23 protein-coding genes are annotated in these 24698 nt (G+C 58.7%); 14 read left to right on the forward strand and 9 right to left on the reverse strand.

The genetic code is table 11. From position 1 onward, the window contains the following. Positions 1–3 precede the first annotated feature (3 nt). The gene (locus ASF29_RS11595) at positions 4–1188 is read right to left on the reverse strand and encodes an NAD(P)/FAD-dependent oxidoreductase (RefSeq protein ID WP_062450836.1); all 1185 of its coding nucleotides are present in this window, start codon (positions 1186–1188) and stop codon (positions 4–6) included. A gap of 129 nt (positions 1189–1317) precedes the next feature. Here ASF29_RS11595 and ASF29_RS11600 point away from each other — a divergent pair, with 129 nt between their 5' ends. From ASF29_RS11600 to edd, 5 genes are all read left to right on the forward strand, one after another. Further along, positions 1318–2754 (forward strand): glutamine synthetase family protein, encoded by a 1437-nt coding sequence (locus tag ASF29_RS11600; RefSeq protein WP_062450837.1) that lies wholly within the window; start codon positions 1318–1320, stop codon positions 2752–2754. A 10-nt stretch (positions 2755–2764) separates the two neighbouring features. Further along, the gene (locus ASF29_RS11605) at positions 2765–4051 is read left to right on the forward strand and encodes an FAD-binding oxidoreductase (protein WP_062450838.1); all 1287 of its coding nucleotides are present in this window, start codon (positions 2765–2767) and stop codon (positions 4049–4051) included. Positions 4052–4206: 155 nt separating this feature from the next. Next, positions 4207–5682 (forward strand): glucose-6-phosphate dehydrogenase, encoded by a 1476-nt coding sequence (zwf, locus tag ASF29_RS11610; protein ID WP_062450839.1) that lies wholly within the window; start codon positions 4207–4209, stop codon positions 5680–5682. A 12-nt stretch (positions 5683–5694) separates the two neighbouring features. Next, positions 5695–6393, forward strand: a complete 699-nt coding sequence (gene pgl / locus ASF29_RS11615) for a 6-phosphogluconolactonase (RefSeq protein ID WP_062450840.1) — start codon at positions 5695–5697, stop codon at positions 6391–6393. An 86-nt stretch (positions 6394–6479) separates the two neighbouring features. Then, positions 6480–8297 (forward strand): phosphogluconate dehydratase, encoded by a 1818-nt coding sequence (edd, locus tag ASF29_RS11620; RefSeq protein WP_062450841.1) that lies wholly within the window; start codon positions 6480–6482, stop codon positions 8295–8297. 67 nt (positions 8298–8364) lie between these two features. On the opposite strand, the gene ASF29_RS11625 is transcribed toward edd, so the two are convergent. The 6 genes from ASF29_RS11625 to ASF29_RS11650 form a co-directional block, all read right to left on the reverse strand. Then, a complete protein-coding gene (locus tag ASF29_RS11625) occupies positions 8365–8721 on the reverse strand; it encodes a hypothetical protein (RefSeq protein ID WP_062451032.1) in 357 nt (118 codons plus the stop codon). A 300-nt stretch (positions 8722–9021) separates the two neighbouring features. Continuing rightward, the gene (gene ugpC, locus ASF29_RS11630; protein WP_062450842.1) at positions 9022–10110 is read right to left on the reverse strand and encodes a sn-glycerol-3-phosphate ABC transporter ATP-binding protein UgpC; all 1089 of its coding nucleotides are present in this window, start codon (positions 10108–10110) and stop codon (positions 9022–9024) included. A 20-nt stretch (positions 10111–10130) separates the two neighbouring features. Beyond that, positions 10131–11807 carry an alpha-glucosidase family protein gene (locus tag ASF29_RS11635; RefSeq protein ID WP_062450843.1) on the reverse strand — a complete coding sequence of 559 codons (1677 nt, stop codon included), beginning with the start codon at positions 11805–11807 and terminating at the stop codon, positions 10131–10133. A gap of 6 nt (positions 11808–11813) precedes the next feature. Beyond that, positions 11814–12974 (reverse strand): carbohydrate ABC transporter permease, encoded by a 1161-nt coding sequence (locus ASF29_RS11640; RefSeq protein WP_062450844.1) that lies wholly within the window; start codon positions 12972–12974, stop codon positions 11814–11816. Position 12975: 1 nt separating this feature from the next. Continuing rightward, positions 12976–13989, reverse strand: coding sequence for a sugar ABC transporter permease (locus ASF29_RS11645; RefSeq protein ID WP_062450845.1), 1014 nt, complete (start codon positions 13987–13989; stop codon positions 12976–12978). 114 nt (positions 13990–14103) lie between these two features. Continuing rightward, the gene (locus ASF29_RS11650) at positions 14104–15465 is read right to left on the reverse strand and encodes an ABC transporter substrate-binding protein (protein WP_062450846.1); all 1362 of its coding nucleotides are present in this window, start codon (positions 15463–15465) and stop codon (positions 14104–14106) included. A gap of 285 nt (positions 15466–15750) precedes the next feature. On the opposite strand from ASF29_RS11650, the gene ASF29_RS11655 reads away from it, so the two are divergent. After that, on the forward strand, positions 15751–16773 hold the full coding sequence (locus tag ASF29_RS11655) for a substrate-binding domain-containing protein (RefSeq protein ID WP_062450847.1): 1023 nt from the start codon (positions 15751–15753) through the stop codon (positions 16771–16773). An 18-nt stretch (positions 16774–16791) separates the two neighbouring features. Here ASF29_RS11655 and folD read toward each other — a convergent pair whose 3' ends face one another. Both folD and ASF29_RS11665 read right to left on the reverse strand, forming a co-directional pair. Then, a complete protein-coding gene (folD, locus tag ASF29_RS11660; RefSeq protein ID WP_062450848.1) occupies positions 16792–17691 on the reverse strand; it encodes a bifunctional methylenetetrahydrofolate dehydrogenase/methenyltetrahydrofolate cyclohydrolase FolD in 900 nt (299 codons plus the stop codon). A 92-nt stretch (positions 17692–17783) separates the two neighbouring features. Beyond that, on the reverse strand, positions 17784–19559 hold the full coding sequence (locus ASF29_RS11665; protein WP_062450849.1) for a hypothetical protein: 1776 nt from the start codon (positions 19557–19559) through the stop codon (positions 17784–17786). A 241-nt stretch (positions 19560–19800) separates the two neighbouring features. Between ASF29_RS11665 and flgB the strand changes: the two genes are divergently transcribed. From flgB to flgH, 8 genes are read left to right on the forward strand one after another with little or no spacing between them, the layout of a single operon-like run. Then, complete coding sequence (gene flgB, locus ASF29_RS11670; RefSeq protein WP_062450850.1) at positions 19801–20190, forward strand: flagellar basal body rod protein FlgB; 390 nt, start codon at positions 19801–19803, stop codon at positions 20188–20190. Between the two features lies 1 nt (position 20191). Beyond that, on the forward strand, positions 20192–20605 hold the full coding sequence (gene flgC, locus ASF29_RS11675) for a flagellar basal body rod protein FlgC (protein WP_062450851.1): 414 nt from the start codon (positions 20192–20194) through the stop codon (positions 20603–20605). A gap of 2 nt (positions 20606–20607) precedes the next feature. Beyond that, a complete protein-coding gene (locus tag ASF29_RS11680) occupies positions 20608–20955 on the forward strand; it encodes a flagellar hook-basal body complex protein FliE (RefSeq protein ID WP_062450852.1) in 348 nt (115 codons plus the stop codon). An 18-nt stretch (positions 20956–20973) separates the two neighbouring features. After that, entirely contained in the window at positions 20974–21762 is a 789-nt protein-coding gene (gene flgG, locus ASF29_RS11685; RefSeq protein ID WP_062450853.1) for a flagellar basal-body rod protein FlgG, read from the forward strand. A gap of 17 nt (positions 21763–21779) precedes the next feature. Beyond that, positions 21780–22268 carry a flagellar basal body P-ring formation chaperone FlgA gene (gene flgA, locus ASF29_RS11690; protein WP_244473538.1) on the forward strand — a complete coding sequence of 163 codons (489 nt, stop codon included), beginning with the start codon at positions 21780–21782 and terminating at the stop codon, positions 22266–22268. A gap of 17 nt (positions 22269–22285) precedes the next feature. Beyond that, complete coding sequence (locus ASF29_RS11695) at positions 22286–23389, forward strand: flagellar basal body P-ring protein FlgI (protein ID WP_244473545.1); 1104 nt, start codon at positions 22286–22288, stop codon at positions 23387–23389. Positions 23390–23445: 56 nt separating this feature from the next. Continuing rightward, positions 23446–23916, forward strand: coding sequence for a MotE family protein (locus ASF29_RS11700; RefSeq protein WP_244473546.1), 471 nt, complete (start codon positions 23446–23448; stop codon positions 23914–23916). After that, positions 23913–24638 (forward strand): flagellar basal body L-ring protein FlgH, encoded by a 726-nt coding sequence (gene flgH / locus ASF29_RS11705; RefSeq protein ID WP_062450856.1) that lies wholly within the window; start codon positions 23913–23915, stop codon positions 24636–24638. The genes ASF29_RS11700 and flgH overlap by 4 nt, the downstream gene beginning before the upstream one ends. Positions 24639–24698: the final 60 nt, after the last annotated feature.

The following is a 24698-nucleotide window of genomic DNA, read 5'->3' on the forward strand; positions in this document are numbered from 1 at the left end:
GCTTTACACAGATTCCCCGGCGGCGTGGCCGGATGCCCATGCCCACTGGAAATTATAGCCGCCCAGCCAGCCCGTCACGTCCACGCATTCGCCAATGAAATAGAGGCCCGGAACCGTTTTGGCCTGCATGGATTTGGAGTCGAGATGACTGGTATCGACACCGCCGAGCGTGACTTCAGCGGTGCGATATCCTTCCGAACCGGAGGGCTTTATGGACCACTCCTGTACGGCGGCTGTCAGCGCCGATAACGTCTTGTCCGACATATCGCCGATGTTGCAGGTAACCCCTGCCCGCTCCACTACATGCTGCGCCAGTCGTTTCGGCAGAATGTCGCCCAGCGCGGTCTGGGCGGACTGGCGGCCATTGGTCTTTTTTGCTGCTTTGAGATGGCCGATAATGTCCAGATCGGGCTCCATCTTCAGCCTAATATCATCACCCTCGCGCCAGTATGATGAGATTTGCAGGATGGATGGGCCGCTCAGCCCTCTGTGGGTAAACAGCAGCGCCTCATTGAATGATGTCTTACCGTGGGAAATTTCGGCTGGAACGGCGATGCCGGAGAGGGCCGAGAGCTTTTCAAGCTGCGTTGGCTCCAGCGTCAGTGGCACGAGGCCGGGACGTGTTTCGATGATGCCGAGGCCGAACTGTTCGGCAATGCGGTAGGCAAAGCCCGTCGCACCCATTTTTGGAATGGATTTTCCACCGGTTGCCAGAACCAGACTGTCAGTCTCAATGATGCTTGATGAGGTCGCAACACGAAAGCCGCCGGTTGGAATGGCTTCCACCGAAGCGGTCTCCGTTTGCAGCCGCAGCTTCGCACCAACCGCTTGCATTTCTGCCAGCAGCATGCGGATGATATCCTTGGCGCTGTCATCGCAGAAGAGTTGGCCCAAAGTCTTTTCGTGCCAGGGGATGCGGTGCTTTTCGACAAGGGTAATGAAATCACGCGGCGTGTAGCGTGCCAATGCGGATTTGGCGAAATGCGGATTACCGGAGAGGTAGTTCTTCGGGCCTGCATGAATGTTGGTGAAGTTGCAGCGCCCGCCGCCTGAGATGCGGATTTTCTCGCCCGGTGCCTTGGCGTGATCGAGGATGATAACGGAACGGCCGCGCTGACCGGCACGGATGGCGCACATCATGCCAGCGGCGCCTGCGCCCAATATCAGCACGTTACATTTTTCCGTCATGGAGTTTCCCTAGTTTCGGTGTACTTCCTCTTTTCGAAGTCAGCCCTGATGTCAATGGCGCTTTCCCCCCTCGCCAATTGACAAAGTCTGGTTATGATAGCCCCAATCGAAACACACACCCGGTGATTTATGCCCCCCAAGAAAACCATGCTCCGTCCGAAAAAACCGGCAAACATGGCAAAGAAGATACAAGTCGACGTTTCCTCCACACGCGGTTGCGCCTCCTGGCGGGAAGCCGCCCAATGGCTCAAGGCCCGCGGTATCGAGGATATTGAATGCATTACGCCAGACCTTGCGGGCGTTCCCCGCGGCAAGATGATGCCGACTGCGAAGTTTACCGGCGACACCTCGCTCGCCCTGCCCTCGGCGCTTTACCGCCACACGATTTCAGGCGAATACCCGGATGAGACGGCGAACTTTCGCTATGAGCCGCGCGATAGCGACCTGAAACTGGTGCCCGATCTTTCCACGCTCTGCGTCGTGCCGTGGGAAAGCGATCCCACCGCGCAGGTCATCTGCGATGTGGTGGATCAGGAAGGCAAATATGTTCCCTATACGCCGCGCAACGTGCTGAAAAACGTGCTCGATCTTTATAAGGACAAGGGCTGGAAGCCGGTCGTTGCCCCTGAAATCGAGTTCTATCTCGTCGCCATGAATGACGACCCGGATTACCCGCTGCATCCGCCAAAGGGCCGCTCGGGTCGTTCCATCGTCGGCGGGCAGAGCTATTCGATTGCCGGTATCAACGAATTCGACGAGCTGATCGACGATATCTACCACTTCTCGGAAAAGCAGGGGCTGGAGATCGACACGTTGATCCATGAAGAGGGTCCGGCACAGCTTGAAATCAACCTGCGCCATGGCGACCCCATCGAGCTTGCCGATCAGGTTTTCCTGTTCAAGCGCACCATTCGTGAAGCAGCGCTGAAACATGGCATCTATGCCACCTTCATGGCCAAGCCCATGCAGGGCATGCCGGGTTCGGCCATGCACATTCACCAGTCGGTCATCGATATCGAGACCGGTGAGAATGTGTTTTCTAACAAGGATGGCAGCCCCTCCAAGGAGTTCTTCGCCTTCGTCGGCGGCATGCAGCGTTATGTACCAAATGCGCTTGTCATGCTTGCGCCCTACGTGAATTCCTACCGTCGTCTGACGCCGGATATGGCCTGCCCTGTGAACAATGCCTGGGGTTACGATAACCGCACCACGGCATTCCGCGTGCCGATATCGGGCCCTTCGGCACGACGTGTGGAAAACCGTCTGCCAAGTTCAGATGCGAACCCCTATCTGGCACTTGCGGCATCGCTCGCCTGCGGCTGGCTCGGCATCATGAACAATATCGAGCCGACAGAGCCGACCTATGAGACGGCAAACGAAGGCTCTATCGAGCTGCCGCGCGGCCTGCTGGAAGCCGTGGCGCTGCTGGAAGGCGAACCACAGCTGGAGCGCGTCTTCGGCCATGAGTTCGTGGGCCTCTATGCCGGCTTGAAGCGTGGCGAATTCGAAACCTTCATGCAGGTGATCAGCCCATGGGAGCGGGAATTCCTGCTGCTGAACGTGTGAGGGCCGCAGCATGACATGGCAAAGCCCGATATCGCCCGGCGTTTCCTGGTATCAGGACAGTTCCGGCGACAGGCCACAATATGCGGCGATGGACGGCTCACGCACGGTGGACGTCGCCATCATCGGCGGCGGCTTCACCGGCTTGCAGGCGGCCCATAATCTGGCCAAGGCTGGCGTTTCGGTGACCTTGATCGAGGGCTATCGCTTTGGCGATGGCGCGTCCGGGCGCAATGGCGGGCAGTTCGGCACCGGCCAGCGCGCATGGCCGGACGATCTGGAAAAGGAAGTGGGCTTCGAGCGTTCCAAGGCGCTGTTCGACATCGCGGAAAATGCCAAGCATTACGTGCTGGATTTCGCCCGCGACCAGGCCATCGACATGGATTTCCTGCCCGGTCAGTTGAACGTACTGCACAAGGCGTCCTACGAAAAAGACTATCGCAAAAGCGTTGAGGCCATGTCCAGCCGCTACGGTTACAGCCATGTCTCCTTCATGGAGAAGGCAGAGACGGCGGAACGGCTTGGCTCCAGCCACTATCATTTCGGCGTGCGCGACACCGGCACCGGGCATATTCATCCGCTGAAGCTTGTCATCGGACTGGCAAAAGCGGCGCAGGCGGCAGGTGCGCAAATCTTCGAGATGACGCCTGCAAAATCCATCACACAGACCGGCGGCAAGACGCTGATCGAAACGCCATCCGGCACCATCACCGCCAACCGAGTTTTGATTGCCACCAATGCCCATATCGGCAACCTAGAGCCGGTGACGGCAGCGCATGTGATGCCGATCCGCTCCTTCATCGGCGCAACCGTGCCGCTGGATGCTTTCCCCACGATCATTCCGGGAAAAGAGGCGGTAGCCGACAGCCGCTTCGTCGTGCGCTATTTCCGCAAGACGCCTGACAATCGCCTGCTGTTTGGCGGGCGTGAGGCCTATACGGCGGATTCGCCGCGCGACATTTCCAAACATATTCGCAAGCAGATCGCGGAAATCTATCCCGCTTTGCAAAACATCGAGATGACCCATGCCTGGGGGGGATCGGTGGGCATTACATTGACTCGTCAGCCCTTCGTGCGTGAAGTGATGCCGGGTGTCATGTCCATCGGCGGCTATTCCGGCCATGGGGTGATGCTGGCCAACTATTGCGGCAAGCTTTATGCGGATATGATCATTTCCAGGGACAAAGCGCTGGAGCAATTCGCCGCGCTGGATGTGCCGTCCTTCCCGGGTGGCACGCGGTTGCGGGCGCCCCTGCTGTTTCTGGCGCTTTCATGGTACGCATTGCGCGACAGGTTCTGATGAGACAGTTAAGAACAAAGGCATAGGAACCACGCTCGGACAAAGCAAAACCAATAGCTTACGAGCAAAAAACATAATTTCGCACAACAAGTCTGGCATTTTTAAATCGATTAGATTATGGATGCCCTCAACACGGAAAGATCGAGAGAATCGGTATGAGCAGTCAAATCATTCCAGTCGAGCCCTTCGATTGCGTCGTCTTCGGCGGCACTGGCGATCTGGCCGAGCGTAAGCTTCTGCCAGCCCTTTACCACCGTCAGGTGGAAAACCAGTTGTCGGAACCGACACGCATCATCGGTGCTTCCCGTTCGGTAATGACGCATGACGAATACCGTAAATTCGCGCAGGATGCTCTGAAAGAGCATCTCAAGAAGGGCGAATATGACGAAGAGCAGGTCGCAAAATTCTGCGCGCGCCTGTTCTACGTTCCCGTCGATGCAAAATCCGATGGCGGTTGGGACAAGCTGAAGAAGCTTCTGGATGAGGGCAAGGACCGCATTCGCGCTTTCTATCTGGCTGTCGCCCCAGGCATCTTCGGCGATATCGCCTTCAAGATCCGCGACCACAAGCTGATCACCAAATCCACCCGCATCGTCGTGGAAAAGCCGATTGGCCGTGATCTGGCCTCTGCGCTGGAACTCAACGACACGCTGGGCAATGTCTTCAAGGAAGAGCAGATCTTCCGTATCGACCACTACCTCGGCAAGGAAACCGTGCAGAACCTGATGGTGCTGCGCTTTGCCAATGCCCTGTTTGAGCCGCTGTGGAATTCCGCCCATATCGACCACGTGCAGATCACCGTTGCCGAATCCGTCGGTCTGGAAGGCCGTGCCGGATATTACGACAAGGCTGGTGCGCTGCGCGACATGGTGCAGAACCACATTCTTCAGCTGCTGTGCCTCGTTGCCATGGAACCCCCCTCTTCCATGGATGCGGAAGCCGTGCGTGACGAAAAGGTCAAGGTTCTGCGTTCGCTGAAGCTGATCGACGAATCCAATGTCGAGAAGCTGACGGTGCGCGGCCAGTACCGCGCCGGTGCGTCTGCCGGTGGTCCCGTCAAGGGCTATCTGGAAGAGCTGGAAGGCGGCGTCTCCAACACCGAGACCTTCGTTGCCATCAAGGCCGAAATCGCCAACTGGCGCTGGGCGGGCGTGCCCTTCTACATCCGCACCGGCAAACGTCTGGCAACTCGCGTGTCCGAAATCGTCGTCACCTTCAAGCAGATCCCGCATTCGATCTTCGATGATGCCGCTGGCAAGGTCGAGGCCAACAAGCTGGTCATTCGCCTGCAGCCGGATGAGGGCGTCAAGCAGTCGCTGCTCATCAAGGACCCCGGTCCGGGCGGCATGCGCCTGCGTCAGGTCTCGCTGGATATGAGCTTTGCCCAGGCCTTCAACGTGCGCAGCCCCGATGCCTATGAACGTCTGTTGATGGACACGATCCGCTCCAACCAGGCCCTGTTCATGCGCCGTGACGAAGTGGAAGCGGCGTGGAAATGGGTCGATCCCATTCTCAAAAGCTGGGAAGCGGTTGGTCAGGGCGTGCAGGGTTATACCTCAGGCACATGGGGCCCAAGCGGTTCGATCGCGCTGATCGAGCGCGATGGCCGCACATGGCACGAAGCCGATTAAGGGGATATGCAGATGATTGGGCAGGAGCATATCTTCACAAACGGTCAGGAACTGGCAGAGACGCTGGCAAAGGACGTTGCCAAGCGTCTTGAAGACGCGATTTCCGAACGCGGCACGGCCAGCATAGCGGTCTCCGGCGGTTCTACGCCGAAGCGCTTCTTTCAGGAGCTTTCGAAACATCAGCTGGACTGGAAGAACATCAGCGTGACGCTGGTGGACGAACGTTTCGTGCCGCCGGAAAGCGACCGTTCCAACCATAAGCTGGTGGCAGACAACCTGCTGCAAAACGCAGCGGCCCATGCTTACTTTGTGCCGCTCTACCAGTTCTTCGCCACGCCTGAAGATGCAGCGACGCTGGCCACGGTCAAGACGGAAGCGATCTGCGATCCCTTCGACGTCGTCATTCTGGGCATGGGAACGGACGGCCACACGGCCTCTTTCTTCCCCGGCGGCGACAACCTCGAAGAAGCGCTTGATCTGGACGAGGACCGCGCCGTTCTGCCGATGGCCGCTGAAACCGCTGGTGAAGAACGGTTGACGTTCAATCTTTCAGCGCTTCACGATGCCCGTTTCCTCGTGCTGCACATCGAAGGTGCGGCCAAGAAGGAAACGTTGGACAAGGCGAAGTCCGATCTGGACGAGGAAGAGATGCCCATCCGAGCCGTGCTCAACCGCGCGGATTCGCAGGTGAATATCTACTGGGCGCCCTAAGCGCCAGCTTGAAACAGCAACATGACCGTTGGCCAACGTTCCCAAGCGTCTGGCCGATGGTCCACAGAAGGACAGGATGAACGCCCATGGCTGCCGACCCGCGCATTCAGGCTATTACAGCCCGTATCGTCGAGCGCTCGAAACCTTACCGCGAGATTTATCTCGAAAGGCTTCGGCTACAGGTCACCAAGGGCGTGCATCGCTCCGTTCTCTCCTGCGCCAATCTGGCGCACGGCTTTGCGGTCTGTTCCCCCGCCGACAAGGACATCCTTGCCGGCGACCGGGTCGGCAATCTCGGCATCATCACCGCCTATAACGATATGCTCTCGGCGCATCAGCCGTTTGAGGTTTACCCGACCATCATCCGCGACGCGGCGAAGGAAGCGGGTGGCATTGCGCAGGTCGCCGGTGCGGTTCCGGCCATGTGCGATGGCGTGACGCAGGGACAGCCAGGCATGGAGCTATCGCTGTTTTCGCGCGATGCCATTGCCATGGCGGCAGGCATCGGCCTTTCGCACAACATGTTCGATGCAGCCGTTTTCCTCGGTGTCTGCGACAAGATCGTTCCCGGTCTGGTGATTGCGGCCCTTTCCTTCGGCCATCTGCCATCCATCTTCATTCCCGCAGGCCCAATGACATCGGGTCTGCCGAATGACGAAAAGTCCCGCGTTCGCCAGCTCTATGCCGAAGGCAAGGTTGGGCGTGCCGAATTGCTGGAAGCCGAGTCCAAATCCTACCATGGCCCCGGCACCTGCACCTTCTATGGCACCGCCAACTCCAACCAGATGCTGATGGAAATCATGGGCTTTCACATGCCCGGCTCGTCCTTCATCAACCCCAATACGCCGTTGCGCGACGCGCTGACGCGTGAAGCCACCAAGCGGGCGCTGGCGATTACCGCGCAGGGCAACGAGTTTACGCCTGCGGGCGAGATGATCGATGAGCGTTCCGTCGTCAACGGCGTCGTCGGCCTGCACGCCACGGGTGGCTCCACCAACCACACGCTGCACCTCATCGCGATGGCGCGGGCAGCAGGCATCGTGCTGACTTGGCAGGATATTTCCGACCTCTCCGACGTGGTGCCACTTCTGGCCCGCGTTTACCCGAACGGTCTGGCGGATGTGAACCATTTCCACGCGGCAGGCGGCATGGGCTTCCTGATCAAACAGCTGCTCAAGCAGGGCTTCGTGCATGATGATGTCCGCACGGTGTTCGGTCATGGGCTTGAGGCCTACACGATCGAGCCGACGCTCGATGAGAACGGTGGCGTGAGCCGTACGTCTTCGCCAGAAGTCAGCCATGACCCGAAGGTTCTGGCCAGCATCGAAACGCCGTTCCAGCCGACAGGCGGCCTTAAGATGCTGACCGGCAATCTCGGTAAGGCCGTCATCAAGATTTCTGCCGTCAAACCCGAACGTCACATCATCGAGGCTCCAGCCATCATCTTCCACGACCAGCAGAGCCTTCAGACCGCCTTCAAGGAAGGCAAGCTGAACCGCGATTTCGTGGCTGTGGTGCGCTTCCAGGGACCGAAAGCCAATGGTATGCCGGAACTGCACCAGCTGACACCGCCGCTTGGCGTGTTGCAGGACCGTGGTTTCAAGGTGGCTCTGGTTACGGATGGTCGCATGTCCGGCGCATCCGGCAAGGTGCCTGCCGCCATTCACATGACGCCGGAAGCGGTCGATTGCGGCCCGATCTCGCGCATTCGCGATGGCGACATGATCCGCCTCGATGCTATCACCGGCACCATCGAAGTTCTGGTCTCATCCGCCGAGCTCGCAGCCCGTGAGCCCGCAACGGCTGACCTGTCCGGCAATGAGTGGGGCATGGGCCGCGAATTGTTTGCGCCCTTCCGCCGCGGCGTCGGCGCAGCCGATCAGGGTGCCAGCGTCTTTCATTGATTGATGGCTCAATAACAAAAAGGCCGCGTTTCGGATGAAACGCGGCCTTTCTATTGGATGATTTCTATTACCAGGCCCGAATATCGAGCTTGCGGTCACGGTGCGCCGGGTGTGTGCTGAAGATGAAGATGCGGTCCATTTCTTTCTTGCTCAGAAGCGACAGAAAGCGGACGTGGATGGTGTTGTTGGCATTGACCTTCATCAGCACGCAGCCGATCTTGGTGATGCGTGCGTCGGGAATGTCGAGGTAGAACTGCTTCGGCAGGTTGTATTGCGTCATCAGCGCAAGGATCGCTTCCGACTGCGAAATCTTGAGAACGTCGCAGCGGCGCGATGCCATGTTCATCACGGCTTTTTCGGTATACTCGATACGCGCGGCATTCATCGTATCTTCCATTTTGAAACGACCTTCGCGGTCGTACATGAAAGATTCTTCCTTGCTGAGATAGGTGGGTTTGCCGATGTCTGCCCGGGCGTTCACTGCCGAAATCCTCTTGTTGTTTTTCAAGGATAAAGACTAGCCAGTACTCATTAATAATTTCTCACGCCGTTTCGATATGAAACAGGTGCGAAATGTCGCTATGGATATCTTAGAATGCGTATACGAAGCAGGCTGGCAAGGAAATTAACGGCTTGAAAAGACAGCGCTAAATGGATTTCAAAGCAGGAAATTCAAAAAGGAACGGCTTTATTCCATGGTTAAAAAGCCGTTCCAAAACGCCTCTTATCGGCGATATGTCTGGCCCTCAGCATCGAATAAATGCAACTTTTGGGACGGTGCGGAGAAGCGCAAAACCTGACCTTTTTTGGCTTCCGCGATGCCGGGGATTTTGACGATAATCGGCTCCTGTCCGGCAGGTGCTTCCAGATAGAGCAAGGTGACTTCTCCGAGTGCTTCCACGATGGCAACCTTGCCCTCGAAGAGGTAATCGTCTCCTGTCGAAATCGAAAGGTCTTCCGGGCGCACGCCGAAGGACGCGGCCTTGCCCTCTTCTCCCGCGGGGGTGGCAATTGGCACGTTGAGCGGCTTGCCATCGGCAAGTTCCAGCGCCGTATGCGCACCCGTCGCCTTGATCTTGCCTGCGATAATGTTCATGGCAGGTGAGCCGATGAATTTGGCAACGAACAGGTTGGCCGGGTTCTCGTAAAGCTCCAGCGGCGCACCCACCTGCTCGACGCGACCGCCATTCAGCACGACGATGCGGTCAGCCAGCGTCATGGCCTCCACCTGATCGTGGGTCACGTAGATCATCGTCGTATCCGCCATCTGCTCCGAGAGCTTGGCGATCTCGATACGGGTCGCGACACGAAGCGCAGCATCGAGGTTCGACAGGGGCTCGTCGAACAGGAAGACTTTCGGGTTGCGGCAAATGGCGCGACCGATGGCGACACGCTGGCGCTGACCGCCGGAGAGTGCCTTCGGCAGGCGTTCCAGATACTGCGTCAGTTGCAGGATATCGGCAGCGGCGCGCACGCGACGGTCGATCTCCTGTTTATTCTCCTTGGCGATCTTCATGCCGAAGGCCATGTTGTCGTAGACGGTCATATGCGGATAGAGCGCATAGGACTGGAACACCATGGCGATGCCGCGCCGCGAGGGCGGGATCTCGTTGACCAGTTGGCCATCGATATACATCTCGCCGCCGGTGATCTCCTCCAGACCCGCAATCATGCGCAGCAGTGTGGACTTGCCGCAGCCCGACGGGCCGACGAAGACGATGAATTCGCCCTGTTTGATGTCGAGGTCGATGCCGTGCAGGACTTTGACCTGCCCGTAGGATTTGCGGATATCCTTCAGAATAACGCCAGTCATGCCGTGTCCTCCCTCAATCTTCAGCCGTGGCGGGCGAAGTAAGCGCCCCATGCCGGTAATGTAACTTCGTTGCCGCTCTGCTCTGCGGTAAAGCCGTGACCGTCCAGAGCCTGCCAGTCACCCTGCGGCAACGTCACCACGGAGGGTTCTGCCGACAGGTTGAAGAGGCACAGCACTGTCTCGTTACCGAGCGTGCGCGTATAGCTGGAAACCGTGCCGACCACCGGCTGGAACTCTATTCTGCCCTTGGCAAAGGCCGGATGCAGTTTGCGGAACGTCAGGAAGCGGCGGTAATGCTCCAGCACGGATGTCTCATCGCCCTGCTGGGTGCTGACGGCGCGCTGCTTGTGCTCGGGCGGAATGGGAAGCCAGCCCTTTTCGGCTGTCGAGAAGCCTGCCAGCGCATGGCCTGCGTCCCAGACCATCGGCGTGCGGCAACCGTCACGGCCCTTGAATTCCGGCCAGAACTGAATGCCATATGGGTCCTGCAAATCTTCGAAAGCGATATCGGCTTCACTAAGGCCAAGCTCTTCACCCTCATAGATGCAGACCGAGCCGCGCTGGGTCATCAGCAGAGCTGAGAGAACCTTGGCGAAAGCGTCCTTGTCCTCCACCACGTCGCCCCAGCGGCTGACATGGCGCACGACGTCATGGTTGGAAAACGCCCAGCAGGCCCATCCCTCGGGTGCGGCACGGGCGAAATCCGCCTGCACATCGGCTACGCGCTGCGGGGTCAACGCATCGGGCGCCAGAAATTCGAAGGCGTAGCACATCTGCATCTTATCATCGCCGGAGGTGTATTCGCCGACGATTTCGAGACCGCGCTGGCTGTCGCCCACCTCACCGACGGCAGCGATATCCGGGAACTCGTCCAGCACGGCGCGGAAGCGTTTCAGGAAGGCGATATTCTCGGGGCGGTTCTTGTCGTAGATGTGTTCCTGGAAATTGTAGGGGTTCACCGCAGGCGCGGTCGAGGCATTGCGGCGCTCCGGTGCCAGCGCCGGGTTGTTGCGCAGTTCCTTGTCGTGGAAGTAGAAGTTGATCGTATCCAGACGGAAACCATCGACGCCGCGTTCCAGCCAGAAGCGGGTGATGTTCAGCAGCTCTTGCTGCACTTCCTCATTATGCAGGTTGAGGTCCGGCTGCGAGGTGAGGAAGTTGTGCATGTAATATTGCATGCGCGTCGGGTCCCACTGCCAGCCGGAACCGCCGAAAATGGAGAGCCAGTTGTTGGGCGGCGTGCCATCCGGCTTGCCATCGCTCCACACATACCAATCCGCCTTGGGGTTCTGGCGGCTGGAGCGGCTCTGGACGAACCACGGATGCTGGTCGGATGTGTGCGACAGAACGAGGTCGATCATGACGCGGATGCCGAGGCGGTGCGCTTCTGCGATCAGCCCGTCGAAATCCGCCAGCGTGCCGAACATCGGATCGACATCGACATAGTTGGAGACGTCATATCCGAAATCCTTCATCGGCGAAGTGAAGAAGGGTGAAATCCAGATCGCGTCCGCGCCGAGCTTGGCGATGTGTTCCAGGCGGGAGGTGATGCCCTTGAGATCGCCGATGCCATCGCCGTTGGAATCCTGATAGGAGCGCGGGTAGATCTGGTAGATCACGGCACCGCGCCACCAATCCTTATCGCGCACGAGAGCAGAAGACGTCATAGCAGTGTCCTGTGTGGTATGGGCATTCATTGTGGATCAGCCTCCCTTGACCGAGCCTGTCAGCAGGCCGCGCACAAGGTAACGTTGGAGAGCGAAGAAGACGCAAAGCGGCACCACGATGGTGACGAAGGCCGATGCGGTGAGGATTTCCCAATTGCCGCCGCGCGAACCGAGCAGCGCGTTCAGTGCACCCGTCAGCACCAGCTCGTCCTTCTGTGTGCCGAGGAACACCATGGCGACCAGAAGGTCGTTCCATGTCCACAGGAACTGGAAGATGGAGAAGGATGCGAGTGCCGGGAAAGACAGCGGCAGAATGATCTTGACGAAAATTTCGAAATCGCTGGCGCCGTCCACGCGCGCGCTTTCGATGATTTCTTTCGGCAGACCGGCAATGTAGTTGCGCAGCAGATAGATGGCGAGCGGCAGGCCAAAGGCCGTATGCGCCAGCCAGATGCCCGCATAAGTTTTGGATGGCACGCCGAAGACATTGCCGATCCAGTTATAGAGCTGCAGCAGCGGAATGAGCGACATCTGCAAGGGCACGACGATGAGGCCGACGACCATGGCGATCATCAGAGAGCGGCCGCTGAACTTCATCCATGACAGCGCGTAAGCCGCAAAGGCTGCGATTAGGATCGGGATCACCGTTGCAGGAATGGCAACCGTCAGCGAGTTGACGAAGGACTGGCCGATGCCTTCCGACGTCAGCACCGTGCGGTAATTGTCCAGCGTGAAGATCGGTGGTGTCGCCACGGCAAGATAGACGCGCTTGGCGCGAGAACCTTCGAAGCTGGCATTCTTGCTATATTGATAGGTGCCGTCTTCGTTGATCAGAAGGCTTTCGCCATCACCCAGATCAGCCGCCTCACCTGCCGGAAAGGCTTCAGGGTCCTGCACGCGCACACCGAAGGCGGAAATCTTGCCGCCTGCGCCGTTTTCAAAGACGTTACCGGAAATGACGAAGCGGTCACCTTCCTGCTTCTGCGTCGCCGGATCAGCGAGGCGAAGGGCCTGTGTCTGGCTGGAGCTGGAAAATGCGGTCCACCAGCCGGAAACGACAAGCTGGTCCTTATCTCGTAACGAGCTGACGAGAATGCCGAGCGTCGGCAGAAGCCACAAGAGAACGACGAAGAGCACGCTGATGTGGACGATAAGGCGTGGCAGGCCGATGCGGCGAAGACGTGTTGCTATGTTCATCTCAGCGACCCTCCATCTCACGGTTTGCCTGGCGAATGTTCCAGATCATGATCGGCGTCACCGCTGCCATGATGACGAGTGCGATGACGGCGCTGCGGCCGCTATCCCCGCCGCCCCGGAACATCCAGTCGAACATGAGGTTGGCGAGAACCATGGTGTTCCACTGCCCGTTGGTCATGGTCAGCACGATGTCGAAGACCTTGAGAACGAGGATGGTGATGGTCGTCCAGACGACAGCGATGGTGCCCCATATCTGCGGCACGAGGATTTTCCAGAAGATTTGCCAGCCATTGGCACCATCGATGACGGCGGCCTCGACAGTTTCCTCGGGAATGCCGCGAAGCGCCGCTGACAGTATGACCATGGCAAAGCCGGTCTGGATCCAGATGAGGATGATCATCAGGAAGAAATTGTTCCAGAAGGGCATGGAAATCCAGACCTCCGGGTTACCGCCAAAATACTCGACGATCGCGTTCAACAGGCCGATCTGGACCTGCCCCTCACCGCGATATTCATAGACGAATTTCCAGATGACCGACGCGCCAACGAAGGAAATGGCCATGGGCATGAACACGATGGACTTGGCAATATTACCCCACCAGATGCGGTCGGTCATGACGGCGATGACAAGGCCGAAGAAGGTGCAGGCGGCGGGGACGACAGCAAGCCACAGGATGTTGTTGAAAATCGACTGGCGGAAACCCGCATCAAAAAACGCCCAACGATAATTGTTGAGCCCGACGAAATTGTCACCTGTGCGGTCATAGAAGGAGAGGATGAAGGTCGCGACGACGGGGTAGACGAGATAGACGATCAACAGCAGTAGAGCCGGGCCGACGAAGAGCCAGGGGCGGATGGCCGCACGCCGGTTCAGGTTGCGTGATGCGTGGATCACGTCACCATCTTTGACTGGAAAGATAAGCTGAAGCGCTTTATCCGACAGCCAGTAATAGGCGGCGCAGGCGAAAACGCCGACGATCATCACGCCGAGCGCTGACACGATCTGGGTTATCATATTCCCTCCCCGTATTCCGTTCTATACCCGGCGCGACAGCATCATTCTGTTCGGCAGAGACTTGCAGAGAAACGGCCCGGCAGCGGATAGCCACCGCCGGGCGGAGTTATCAGATTATTTCAGGCCGTCCCAAGCCTTCTGGATATCGTCGCCGACCTGCTGCGCAGACTTGCCGCCAACGAAATCGACCATGCCGGTCCAGAAGGCACCGGCACCGATCTTGCCGGGCATGAGGTCCGAACCATCGAAGCCGAAGCTGGTGGCGGTGGTGAGGATTTCACCCTGACGCTTGGTCTGCTCACTGGCGTAAGCGTCGAGGTTGACCTTCTTGTACGGTGTGAGGAAGCCGGACTGCGCCATCCAGACCTCATGGGCAATCGGCGTCTTCAGGAATTCGACCAGCGCGCGGGCGGCCTTGGAATCCTTGGTGATGGTGAAGAGCGTGCCGGCACCCAGAACCGGCGTTCCGAGTTCAGGCTTGGACGCAAATGTCGGCATGTAGAAGAAGTCGACATCCGTTCCGACCTTGGTTCCCTCAGGGAAGAAGGACGGAATGAACGAGGCCTGACGGTGTAGGTAGCACTTCGGCGGAATGTCGAAGAGACCCTTGGGGCTATCACGGAAGTCGGTGGAGGCAACGGCGGCTGCGCCACCCGAGACGTACTTGTCGTTCTTGGCAAACTTGCCGAATTCCTCGATGGCGGCAACGACGCGCGGATCGTTGAACTTCACCTCGTTGGTCGTCCACTTCAGGTAAACATCCAGCGGCTGGGTGCGCAGCATGAAGTCTTCGACCCAGTCCGTGCCCGGCCAACCCGTCGCACCGCCGGAACCGAGACCGATGCACCACGGCGTGCCGCCGTCCTTTACAATCTGGTCGCTGAGCTTGACGAGGTCTTCCACGCTTTTGGGAACCTCGTAGCCTGCTTCTTCGAAGTTTTCAGGCACATACCAGACCAGCGACTTCACGTCTGCTTTGAACGGGAAGGCGAAATAGGCCTTCTGACCATCCTTGCCGGGGTACATGCCCAGATCGACCCAGGACTGGCCCGCGCCATAGTTTTCCTTGACCCAGTTTGCCGTCTCATCGCCCAGCGGCGTCAGAAGGCCCTTGGCAGCAAGGTCGGCCAGGAGGCCGGGCTGGGGAAGGATGGCAACGTTGGGAGGAGAACCGGCCTGCGTATCGATGACGATCTGCTGCTCGTAGTTCTCAGAAGAGGAGTAGCGAACGTTGACGCCGGTCGCATCGGCAAAATAGGCCAGAACCGACTGGAACAGGGCCTCGTCTTCACCACGCCATGGTCCGAAGATCGTCAGCGTTTCGCCCTTCAGGCTGGCATTGGCAGCCTTGTAGTCTTCGTAGCTTTTCCAGTTGAATTTTGCGTCTTCACCCGGTTTGAACTTCAGGTCTGCCGCAAGGGCTGCACCGGAAAAAAGCGTCGCTATGGCCACGGTCGTCCAGAAAGTCTTCTTCATGTGATCTACCTCCCATCACATTGTCAGGCTATCGCCCGTAAAAATACTCAAAGCGCTTTGGCTACCTATTCATCTCATTGAGATGGAACATGAGTCAATACCTCTGCGCAACTATGACGTTCCACCCCGATATCTCGCAGCGCAATATAAAGATTGTACGCGAACAAATATCACTTTCCAATTGTGAACGACAATAAGAACCGCTATCTTTCAAAGCGGTTTGGGAACTCACTGGGCGAATAAAGGTTCCATACATATTCAGCAAATAAGGGAGGGCTGCGGATCGTGAACCTAAAACAATTGTCGCAGCTGCTCGGCATCTCGCAAACCACCATCAGCCGCGCCCTGAACGGCTACCCGGAGGTCAACGCCGAAACCCGGCGCAAAATCATCGAGGCCGCACAGAAAACCGGCTATCGGCCCAATGCTGCCGCCCAACGTCTGGCCACCGGCAAGATGGGCTCCATCGGCCTCGTCATGCCAACCGGGCCCGAACATCAGTCTGATGTGCATTTCGGCGAGTTTTTGAGTGGTCTGGGTGAAGCCTCCGCCCGCCACGGGTTTCACCTCGTCATCATGCCAACCGATCCCGCCGATGAGGAAGAGGCCCTGCGCGGACTTGCCGCCAGCGGCAATGTCGACGGCATCTACCTTGCCTACATGAAGAAGAACGATCCTCGCATCGCAATGATGAAAGACCTGTCGATACCCTTTATGGTGCATGGACGCTCCTGGGGCGTGGAGACGGATTATCCCTATCTGGATGTCGACAATGAGGCAGCGTTTCGCGATGCGACCTCGCTTCTCCTACAACTCGGCCACCGCAACATCGCGCTGCTGAATGGCCCGGAAGGATACGACTTCACCTATCGCCGCCAGCGCGGCGTGGCTGCGGCGCTGGCCGAGCATGGGCGCACATTGGAGCCTATCAATGTCAGCCACAGCTTCATGAGCGATGAAGCGGGTTATGTGAAGATGGAAACGTTGCTGTCGCGCACGGATCGACCCACTGCCGTCATCTGCGCCTCCACGGCTCTGGCGCTCGGCGCCGTCCGGGCGCTCAATCAGCGAGGGCTGAAGCCCGGCAAGGACATATCGATCATCGCCCATGACGATGTATTGCCTTTGCTGAAACCCGTCAATTTCTCTGTGCCTTTGACCACCACGCGGTCATCACTGAGGGCAGCAGGTGTGCGGATTGCAGAACGGCTGATCGGCCAGATCAAGAGCGGCCAGAAGGACAGTCTTCAGGAATTGTGGAAGGCCGAACTCGTGGTGCGCGGATCGACGGGCCCGGCGCAAAGCTGAGCCCTGCCCGCCGTTTGATCAGAAGGTCGGCGCAGGTTTTCCAAGCGCCCGGTGCGCGGCAATGACGGTGTTGGCCATCAGCATCGCAATGGTCATAGGCCCGACACCACCCGGAACAGGCGTGATGGCAGCCGCAACCGCACTTGCCTCGTCATAGGCCACGTCCCCCACCAGCCGGGACTTGCCCTCGCCTTTTTCGGGTGCCGGAATGCGATTGATGCCGACATCGATGACGGTCGCACCGGGCTTGATCCAGTCGGTCTTGACCATTTGCGGGCGACCAACGGCAGCCACGAGAATATCGGCATTGCGGCACACGGCGGCCAAATCCTTGGTGCGGGAATGCGCCATGGTGACGGTCGCATTGGCGTTCAAAAGCAACTGCCCCATGGGCTTGCCGAACAGGTTGGAGCGACCGATGACGACGGCGTTAAGACCGGAGAGGTCATCGCCGTGAATGCTGCGAACCAGAAGCATGGAGCCTGCTGGCGTACAGGAGATCATCCCCGTCTCCAGATCGCCAGCAGCAAGCTTTCCAGCATTGACGAAGCTGAGGCCGTCGACATCCTTTTCCGGCAGAATGGACTGGATGACGGGATCGGAATTCAGATGTTTGGGCAGCGGCAACTGTACGAGGATGCCGTGAATGGAGGCATCGGCGTTCAATTCGGCAACCAGCCTCTCCAGCTTAGCCTGCGTGGTTTCTTCCGGCAGCGTGTGCTGCACAGACTTGAACCCGCATTCCTTAGCCATCTTGCTCTTGGAATTGACGTAGGCATGGCTGGCCGGATCGTTGCCGACGATCACCACGGCAAGCCCCGGTTTCACGCTCGTTTGCTGTTCAAGCTGCTCTGCTGCCTTTCGGACAGTCTCGACTACAGATGCTGCCTTTGCCTTGCCGTCGATCACCACAACCATATGCCTGCCTCCTGGGTATTCGATCGTTGTCTATCGACCTAAATGCTTCGCAGGCTGTTGGAATGCAAGGGAAATCGCGGTGTAACGAGAAATCAGGCGCGGTAGTTTGCACGCTCTTCTTCGGCCAGGCGCGACAGGCGCTCCCGCAGAACGACCAGTTCCTGACGCAGTGCGCGCAGCTCTTCCGTTTCTGCCTGCGGGTGTGAGGCCTGGCCTGCCAGCGCCGCTGCCAGAAGCGGCGGAAGCTTGAAGGCCGGGGGCGAGTTTTCCTCGCGCGGTGCAGGAACGGCATTGCGCATCAGCACCTGACGGACCCGCTGGTCGAGCGGCACGTCATTGGCTGGTTCATCGAATTCATCGACGACATCAAGCTGATGTTCCTGCGTGATACCGGCGGCGTCTTCGACGTGAGCAGGCATCTCGGCAACGGGCTCCAGCGTCTCTTCGGTAGCGTCGACATCCTCGAATATCGCGGGCTCTATTTCAATGGCGGGGGCTGCATGCGGCTCCACAGGAGCCTCTGTGACAACAGCAACTGGCTCCAGCATCTCAGCCTGCGCGATCTCGACCCCTTCCTCATCCTTCCTCCTGAAACTCAGGACAAGAAGCGACAGCAGCAGACCCGCTACGCCACCGGCAACGGCCATGCTATTTGCGGTAAAGCTGTCGTAATTCGGCATCCCCGGCTCAGCCGCCTGCGCGAGTGCCGCGCTGACGCGTGGAACCGGTGAAAACGTACCTGCTGCCTGACTGGACAGAATGTAATCGCTGCGCGCTTTTTCCAGCGCCGCCTCCAGCCGGGCAAGATCCGACGGCGCGTCGCCCATGGCCTGCAGCTGGCCACCCAGATCGGCTCTGGTGCTGGCATGCGCGTCCAGGGATGCCTGCACGCCTGCCTGCTCCTGAGCCAGCGTTGCACGGACGCGACGAAGCGCGGGCATGGCGGTAGCGCGTGCGGCATCCAATGTCGCCTGGGCAGCAATGGTACGCGGATGTTTCGGCCCGTGGTCGACGCTGACCTCGGCCAAAGCCAGCTTGGCAGCGGTGTAATTCTGACGGATGGTCTCCAGTGGCGCAAAGGCGGCTACTGGAGGAAGATTGCGGCTCAACACATCGTCCAGCTTCATGGATGAAGCAGACGCCAGCGCGTCGCTCAACTCCCGTTGGCTGGCGGCTAGGCTTGTCGTTTCGGCCTCATCTTCACGTATTTTCTGCTGCAGGCTTTGAATGCGCGAGACGGCATCATTGCCGTGGCGCATCTGAAAACCCGTCAATGCCGCCTCGGCACTGTCGAGAGCAACCCTTGCCGCTTCAACGGCCTGAAGTTGCGGATCGTGGCGCTCGGCTCCGATCTCCTTGACGACGCGCAAGGCAAGATAGTCGGCGATGCGCTGCGCCGCCTGCGCATTAGCGGCCGTGACCTCTATGCCGATTTCACTGCGCGAAGGCTCAGGCGATAGGGTGACCGCACTTTTGAGCGCCGTCTCCGTCGCACCCACGACGGGGGTGCCATCTTGTCCACCACCGGCGAGCAAATCGAGCAGGACTGCCATATGCCCAGGCGTTTGCGCACCTGTCAGGTCCTGCGACTGGAGCTTCATGTCTGAAACCATCAACCCCAAAGCCATGGGCGACAGCAGATTTTCACGAAGCTGCAAAGCCATGCGCTCCACGCCGGACGTTGCGGCGCGGGGATTGGACACCTTGACGCTGGCCGTCGATACATAGCCCTTCAGGCCCGGATCGAGCAAAAGGCCCGGCAACAGAAAGCCGGATGCCGTCAGCGACAGAATCAGGCCTGCAGACAACAGGTGCTCACGCAAGGACATGCCTGCGAGCTTGCCGCGAAGCAGGGCCCATTTCGGCATTACAGCTCTGTTGTTCTCAAAAACCATCGCAAACCCATAGGGTTACACAGTGTCCAGGCAGGACTTCCGCTGGTGTAAATATAAACGAAGCCTAAAGCGACAAGGCAAACAAATGGTTAACGATGGCCAAAACAGCACAGTTAAAGGGCATTTCCGAACCCGCTCGAGAAAGGGATGGCCGGTCAGTCCCGCGCAAGATTGTCGCCCTAAACCGGGGACAAGTTAAACACGGAGAATTGTCATGCAGCCGATTCAGCTTTTCTCGCTGGCATCCCGGCAGGCCGAATGGCTTTCTGTGCGTCAAGAAGTCGTCGCCAGCAACATTGCGAATGCCAACACACCGAAGTTCCATGCCAAGGACATCGTTCCTTTTGATACGGAATTGCAGCAGGTCGGCATGCAGATGGCGCGCACCAACGCTGCGCACATGGAACTGGCGGTCACAGGTGCAGGCAAGATCGGACTGACCGACGCGCCTCTGGCCAATGAAATCGGCATGCAGGAATCCGGCAACTCCGTTTCCCTTTCGACCGAAATGGCGAAAACGGGCGAGATCAAACGTCAGTTCGAACTGAACACGCAACTCGTTCGCTCCTTTCACAACATGATGTTGACCGCGGTGGGCAAGTAAAATGGACAGTCTTTCGTCTTCATTGAAGATTGCAGGAAGCGGGATGGAGGCTCAGGCCACGCGCCTGCGCATCGTCTCTGAAAATATCGCCAACTCCCGCACGACGGGTGACACGCCGGGTGCCGATCCCTATCGGCGCAAGACGATCACCTTCGCAACGGAACTGGACCGTGCCAGCCAGACGAACCTCGTCGAGGTCAAGAAGCTGGGTGTCGACCGTTCCGATTTCGTTCAGGAATACGACCCCGACAGCCCGGCCGCCGACGAGAAGGGCATGGTCAAGCTTCCAAACGTCAACATGCTGATCGAGATGGCCGACCTTCGCGAAGCCAACCGCAGCTACGACGCCAATCTTCAGGTCATCAAGCAAACTCGCGACCTGATCAGCTCCACCATCGACTTATTGAAGGGTTAGTGATGATCGACTCTGTTAGCAGCCTGAAATCACTGACAGGCAATTCCGCAATGGACAGCCTCAAAGGCGTATCGTCCAGCCTCGGCTCCCTCGCCGAAAGCGCCGTTTCCACCGCCGCGACCGTTGCCACCGGCCCGACATTTGCCAGCGTACTGGGCGGCGTGGCAACCGATGCCATCGACTCCCTGAAAAAGGGTGAAGCGATGTCTTTCGCTGGCATTCAGGGAAAGGCCAACACCCGTGAGGTCGTGGATGCCGTTATGCAGGCGGACCAGACGCTCAAGACTGCGGTTGCCCTGCGAGACAAGATCGTCTCGGCCTATCTCGACATCGTGAAAATGCAGATTTGACGCTTAAGGACACAAAAAATGAGAGCACTAGCCATTGCAGCGACGGGCATGGATGCCCAGCAGACGAACCTTGAGGTCATCGCGAACAACATCGCGAACATCAACACGACTGCGTTCAAGCGCGGCCGCGCCGAATTTACCGACCTGCTGTACCAGACAGAGCGTGCGCAGGGTGTGATGAACCGCGCCAACCAGTCCGTGGTGCCTGAAGGCGCCAATATCGGCCTCGGCGTGCAGACATCCGCAGTCAGAAAGCTCCATATCCAGGGCGAAATCTCGCAGACCGGCAACGATCTCGATGTGGCGATCGTCGGCAAGGGCTGGCTGCAGGTGGACGGCCCGGATGGCACCACGCTCTATACGCGTGCCGGCGCATTGAACAAGGATTCGACCGGACGTCTGGTCACGATCGACGGTTACGGCGTACAGCCCAACATCACTATTCCTACGGATGCGACGGAAGTTACGATCAGCACGGATGGTATCGTGTCGGTGCGTATCGGTACAGCAACGACGCTTACCGAACTCGGCCAGCTGAGCCTCAGCAACTTCGCCAACGAGGCAGGACTGAAGCCGCTCGGCGACAACCTGTTTTCGCAGACGGAAGCGTCGGGCAACCCGGTTGAAGCAGCCCCGCAGTCGACAGGCTTCGGCTACATCAAGCAGCATTATCTCGAAAGCTCGAACGTCGATTCCGTCAAGGAGATCACCGACCTCATTTCCGCGCAGCGCGCTTATGAGATGAACTCCAAGGTCATCACCACCGCAGACGAGATGGCGACGATCGTCAGTCAGAACCTGAAGTAACGCAAAGGTAGGGTAACATGAAGTTCCGCCCGAAAATCGTGCCTGGCAGTCTCTGCACAATGGCGCTGGCGCTCATGGCCGGTATGGCGGCGTTCGCGCCGCAGCCTGCTTTTTCGCAGCAAGGACACGCCGTCGTTCCAACAGGCACAATTTTCCCCGGCGACATCATTACCCGCGAACGCGTAACGGAAGTTGCGGTGACCAATCCCAATCTTGCACCCGGTTATGCGGAAAGCATCCAGACTGTGGTGGGCAAGGTCTCCAAGCGCACTCTGGTTGCCGGTCGAACCATTCCGGTCGGCGATCTTCGCGATCCCTTCGCCGTACAGCGCGGCGCAACCATCCGCATTACCTACAACATGGGCGGCATGAACCTGTCGGCATCCGGAACGGCCATCGAAGATGGCATGGCCGGTGAGGTCGTTCGCGTTCGCAATCGCGACACGGGGGTCACCATCAGCGGAATGGCGATGCAGGATGGAACCGTGGAGGTGTTACAGAAATGAGTTTCCGTCGAGGCATCATGTCTGCCGCCTTGATCGTCGCCACGCTCATCGTGTCGACGCCACCGGCCTATTCTCAAGCCAATGCCCGCGTCAAGGACGTGGCTTCGCTTCAGGCGGGACGCGAGAACCAGCTGATCGGATACGGTCTGGTCGTCGGGCTTCAGGGCTCCGGCGACAGCATGCGTTCATCACCCTTCACCGAGCAATCGATGAAGGCGATGCTGCAGAACCTCGGCATTTCAATGCAGGGCAATCAGAGTGGTTCCAAGAACGTCGCCGCCGTTATGGTCACTGCGAACCTGCCCCCCTTTGCCAGCCCCGGTAGCCGGCTGGACGTGAATGTCAGCTCGCTGGGCGATGCGTCGTCCCTGCGTGGCGGTACACTCATCATGACCTCCATGTCGGGTGCTGACGGCCAGATTTACGCTGTGGCACAAGGATCTGTCATCGTGTCCGGTTTCAACGCGGAGGGACAGGCAGCCCAGCTGACGCAGGGCGTGACCACTGCTGGACGCGTGCCGAGCGGTGCGATCATCGAGCGCGAATTGCCATCGCAGTTCAAGGATTCCGTCAATCTGGTACTGCAACTGCGCAATCCGGACTTTTCCACCTCGACCCGCATAGCAGACGCAATCAACGCCTATGCCCGCACTGCATTCGGCGAACCCATCGCCGAGGCGCGTGACAGCCAGGTCGTCTTCATCCAGAAGCCGCGGACCGCCGACCTGACCCGCCTGATGGCCAATATCGAAAACCTTGCGGTCGAAACCGATACCCCGGCCAAAGTGGTCATCAACGAGCGTACGGGCACCATCGTCATCGGCGCCGACGTGCGCATCTCCCAGGTCGCTGTGAGCTATGGCACGTTGACCGTCCAGGTTACCGAAACACCGCAGGTCATCCAGCCACAACCTTTCAGCCGTGGCCAGACCGCCGTCCAGCCCCAGACAGATATCGCCGTCATCGACAAAGGCGGGCCAGTTGCCGTGTTGGAAGGTCCCAACCTTCGCTCGCTGGTGGCCGGTCTCAACAATATTGGTGTCAAGCCGGACGGCATCATCGCCATTCTTCAGGGCATAAAGTCAGCCGGTGCGCTGCAAGCAGAACTGGTGCTACAATGATGGATCGACTTTCAGACATCCTGACACCGCGTCGCACGCTGATCGCTCTTTTCGTGATGGCTGCCGCCCTTCCCTCCGCCAAGGCGCAGGAACAGGTCCGAGTCACAACGGGCGATACGAGCGGGCAGGAAATCCAGCAATATTGCACCAATGTCATCGACCAGGCCCGCGACCAGCGCTACCTCCTGCAAAAACAGGATCTGGAGCGGTTGCAACAGGATGTCGACAATCGCATCGCTGTCATGGAGGCCCGCAAGGCCGAATATGAAGACTGGCTCAAGCGGCGCAACGACTTCATGCAACAGGCCGAAGCCAATCTCGTCAATGTCTACAAGACGATGAAGGCCGACGCTGCGGCACCACAGCTGGCAGAGGTCAATCCGGCCCTTGCAGCTGCCATCATCATGAAGCTGCCGCCGCGGCAATCCGGTCTGATCCTCGCCGAAATGGACGCCAAGAAGGCCGCCGTCGTCGCATCGATCATGTCCAGCGCGACAGACAAAACCACATCAAGAGATCCGTCATGAACAAAGCGCTCATCCTTGTCCTTTCCGCCGCAAGCGTTCTTACGGGCTGCTCCAGCATCACGCAGAACCAGACATTGCGGGAAATCGGCAACGCGCCGTCCATGAGCCCGATCGGCAGCGGCCTGCAATTCAGCCAGGCGCCGCAGCTTGCGTCCTATCCCAAGCAGCCCTTGCGCTCGTCCAGCGGCTACTCGCTGTGGAGCGACAGCAAGGCCGCCTTGTTCAAGGATGCCCGTGCGCTCAACATCGGCGATATTTTGACGGTCAACATCCAGATCAACGATAAGGCGACCTTCGACAACGAAACCGACCGGACGCGGAAAAACAACCGTGAGACGGGCTGGAAAGCCAACGCCGAAATTCTGGGCTGGAAGCCTCAGGCCGATTCCAACCTGAGCTTCGATAACACCAGCGAGGCCAATGGCAAGGGCTCCATCAGCCGCGCCGAAAAGCTGACGCTGCTGGTGGCGGCGGTCGTGACCGGCACGCTCGAAAACGGCAACCTTCTGATCAGCGGTTCGCAGGAAGTGCGCGTCAACCACGAGGTTCGTATCTTGAACGTCGCAGGTATCGTGCGTCCGCAGGACGTGAACTCCGAAAACACCATTTCCTACGAGAAGATCGCCGAAGCCCGTATTTCCTACGGTGGTCGCGGTCGCATCACGGAAATCCAGCAGCCGCCGGTCGGCCAGCAGGTCGTGGACCTGTTCTCGCCGATCTGATCCTAGGGATCGAAACTATTCCAGAGCATCCGGCCCATTGCATTCCGCAGGGGCCGTCAG

Origin of the sequence: Rhizobium sp. Leaf262 (assembly GCF_001422245.1) — a bacterium.
Taxonomy (GTDB): domain Bacteria; phylum Pseudomonadota; class Alphaproteobacteria; order Rhizobiales; family Rhizobiaceae; genus Agrobacterium.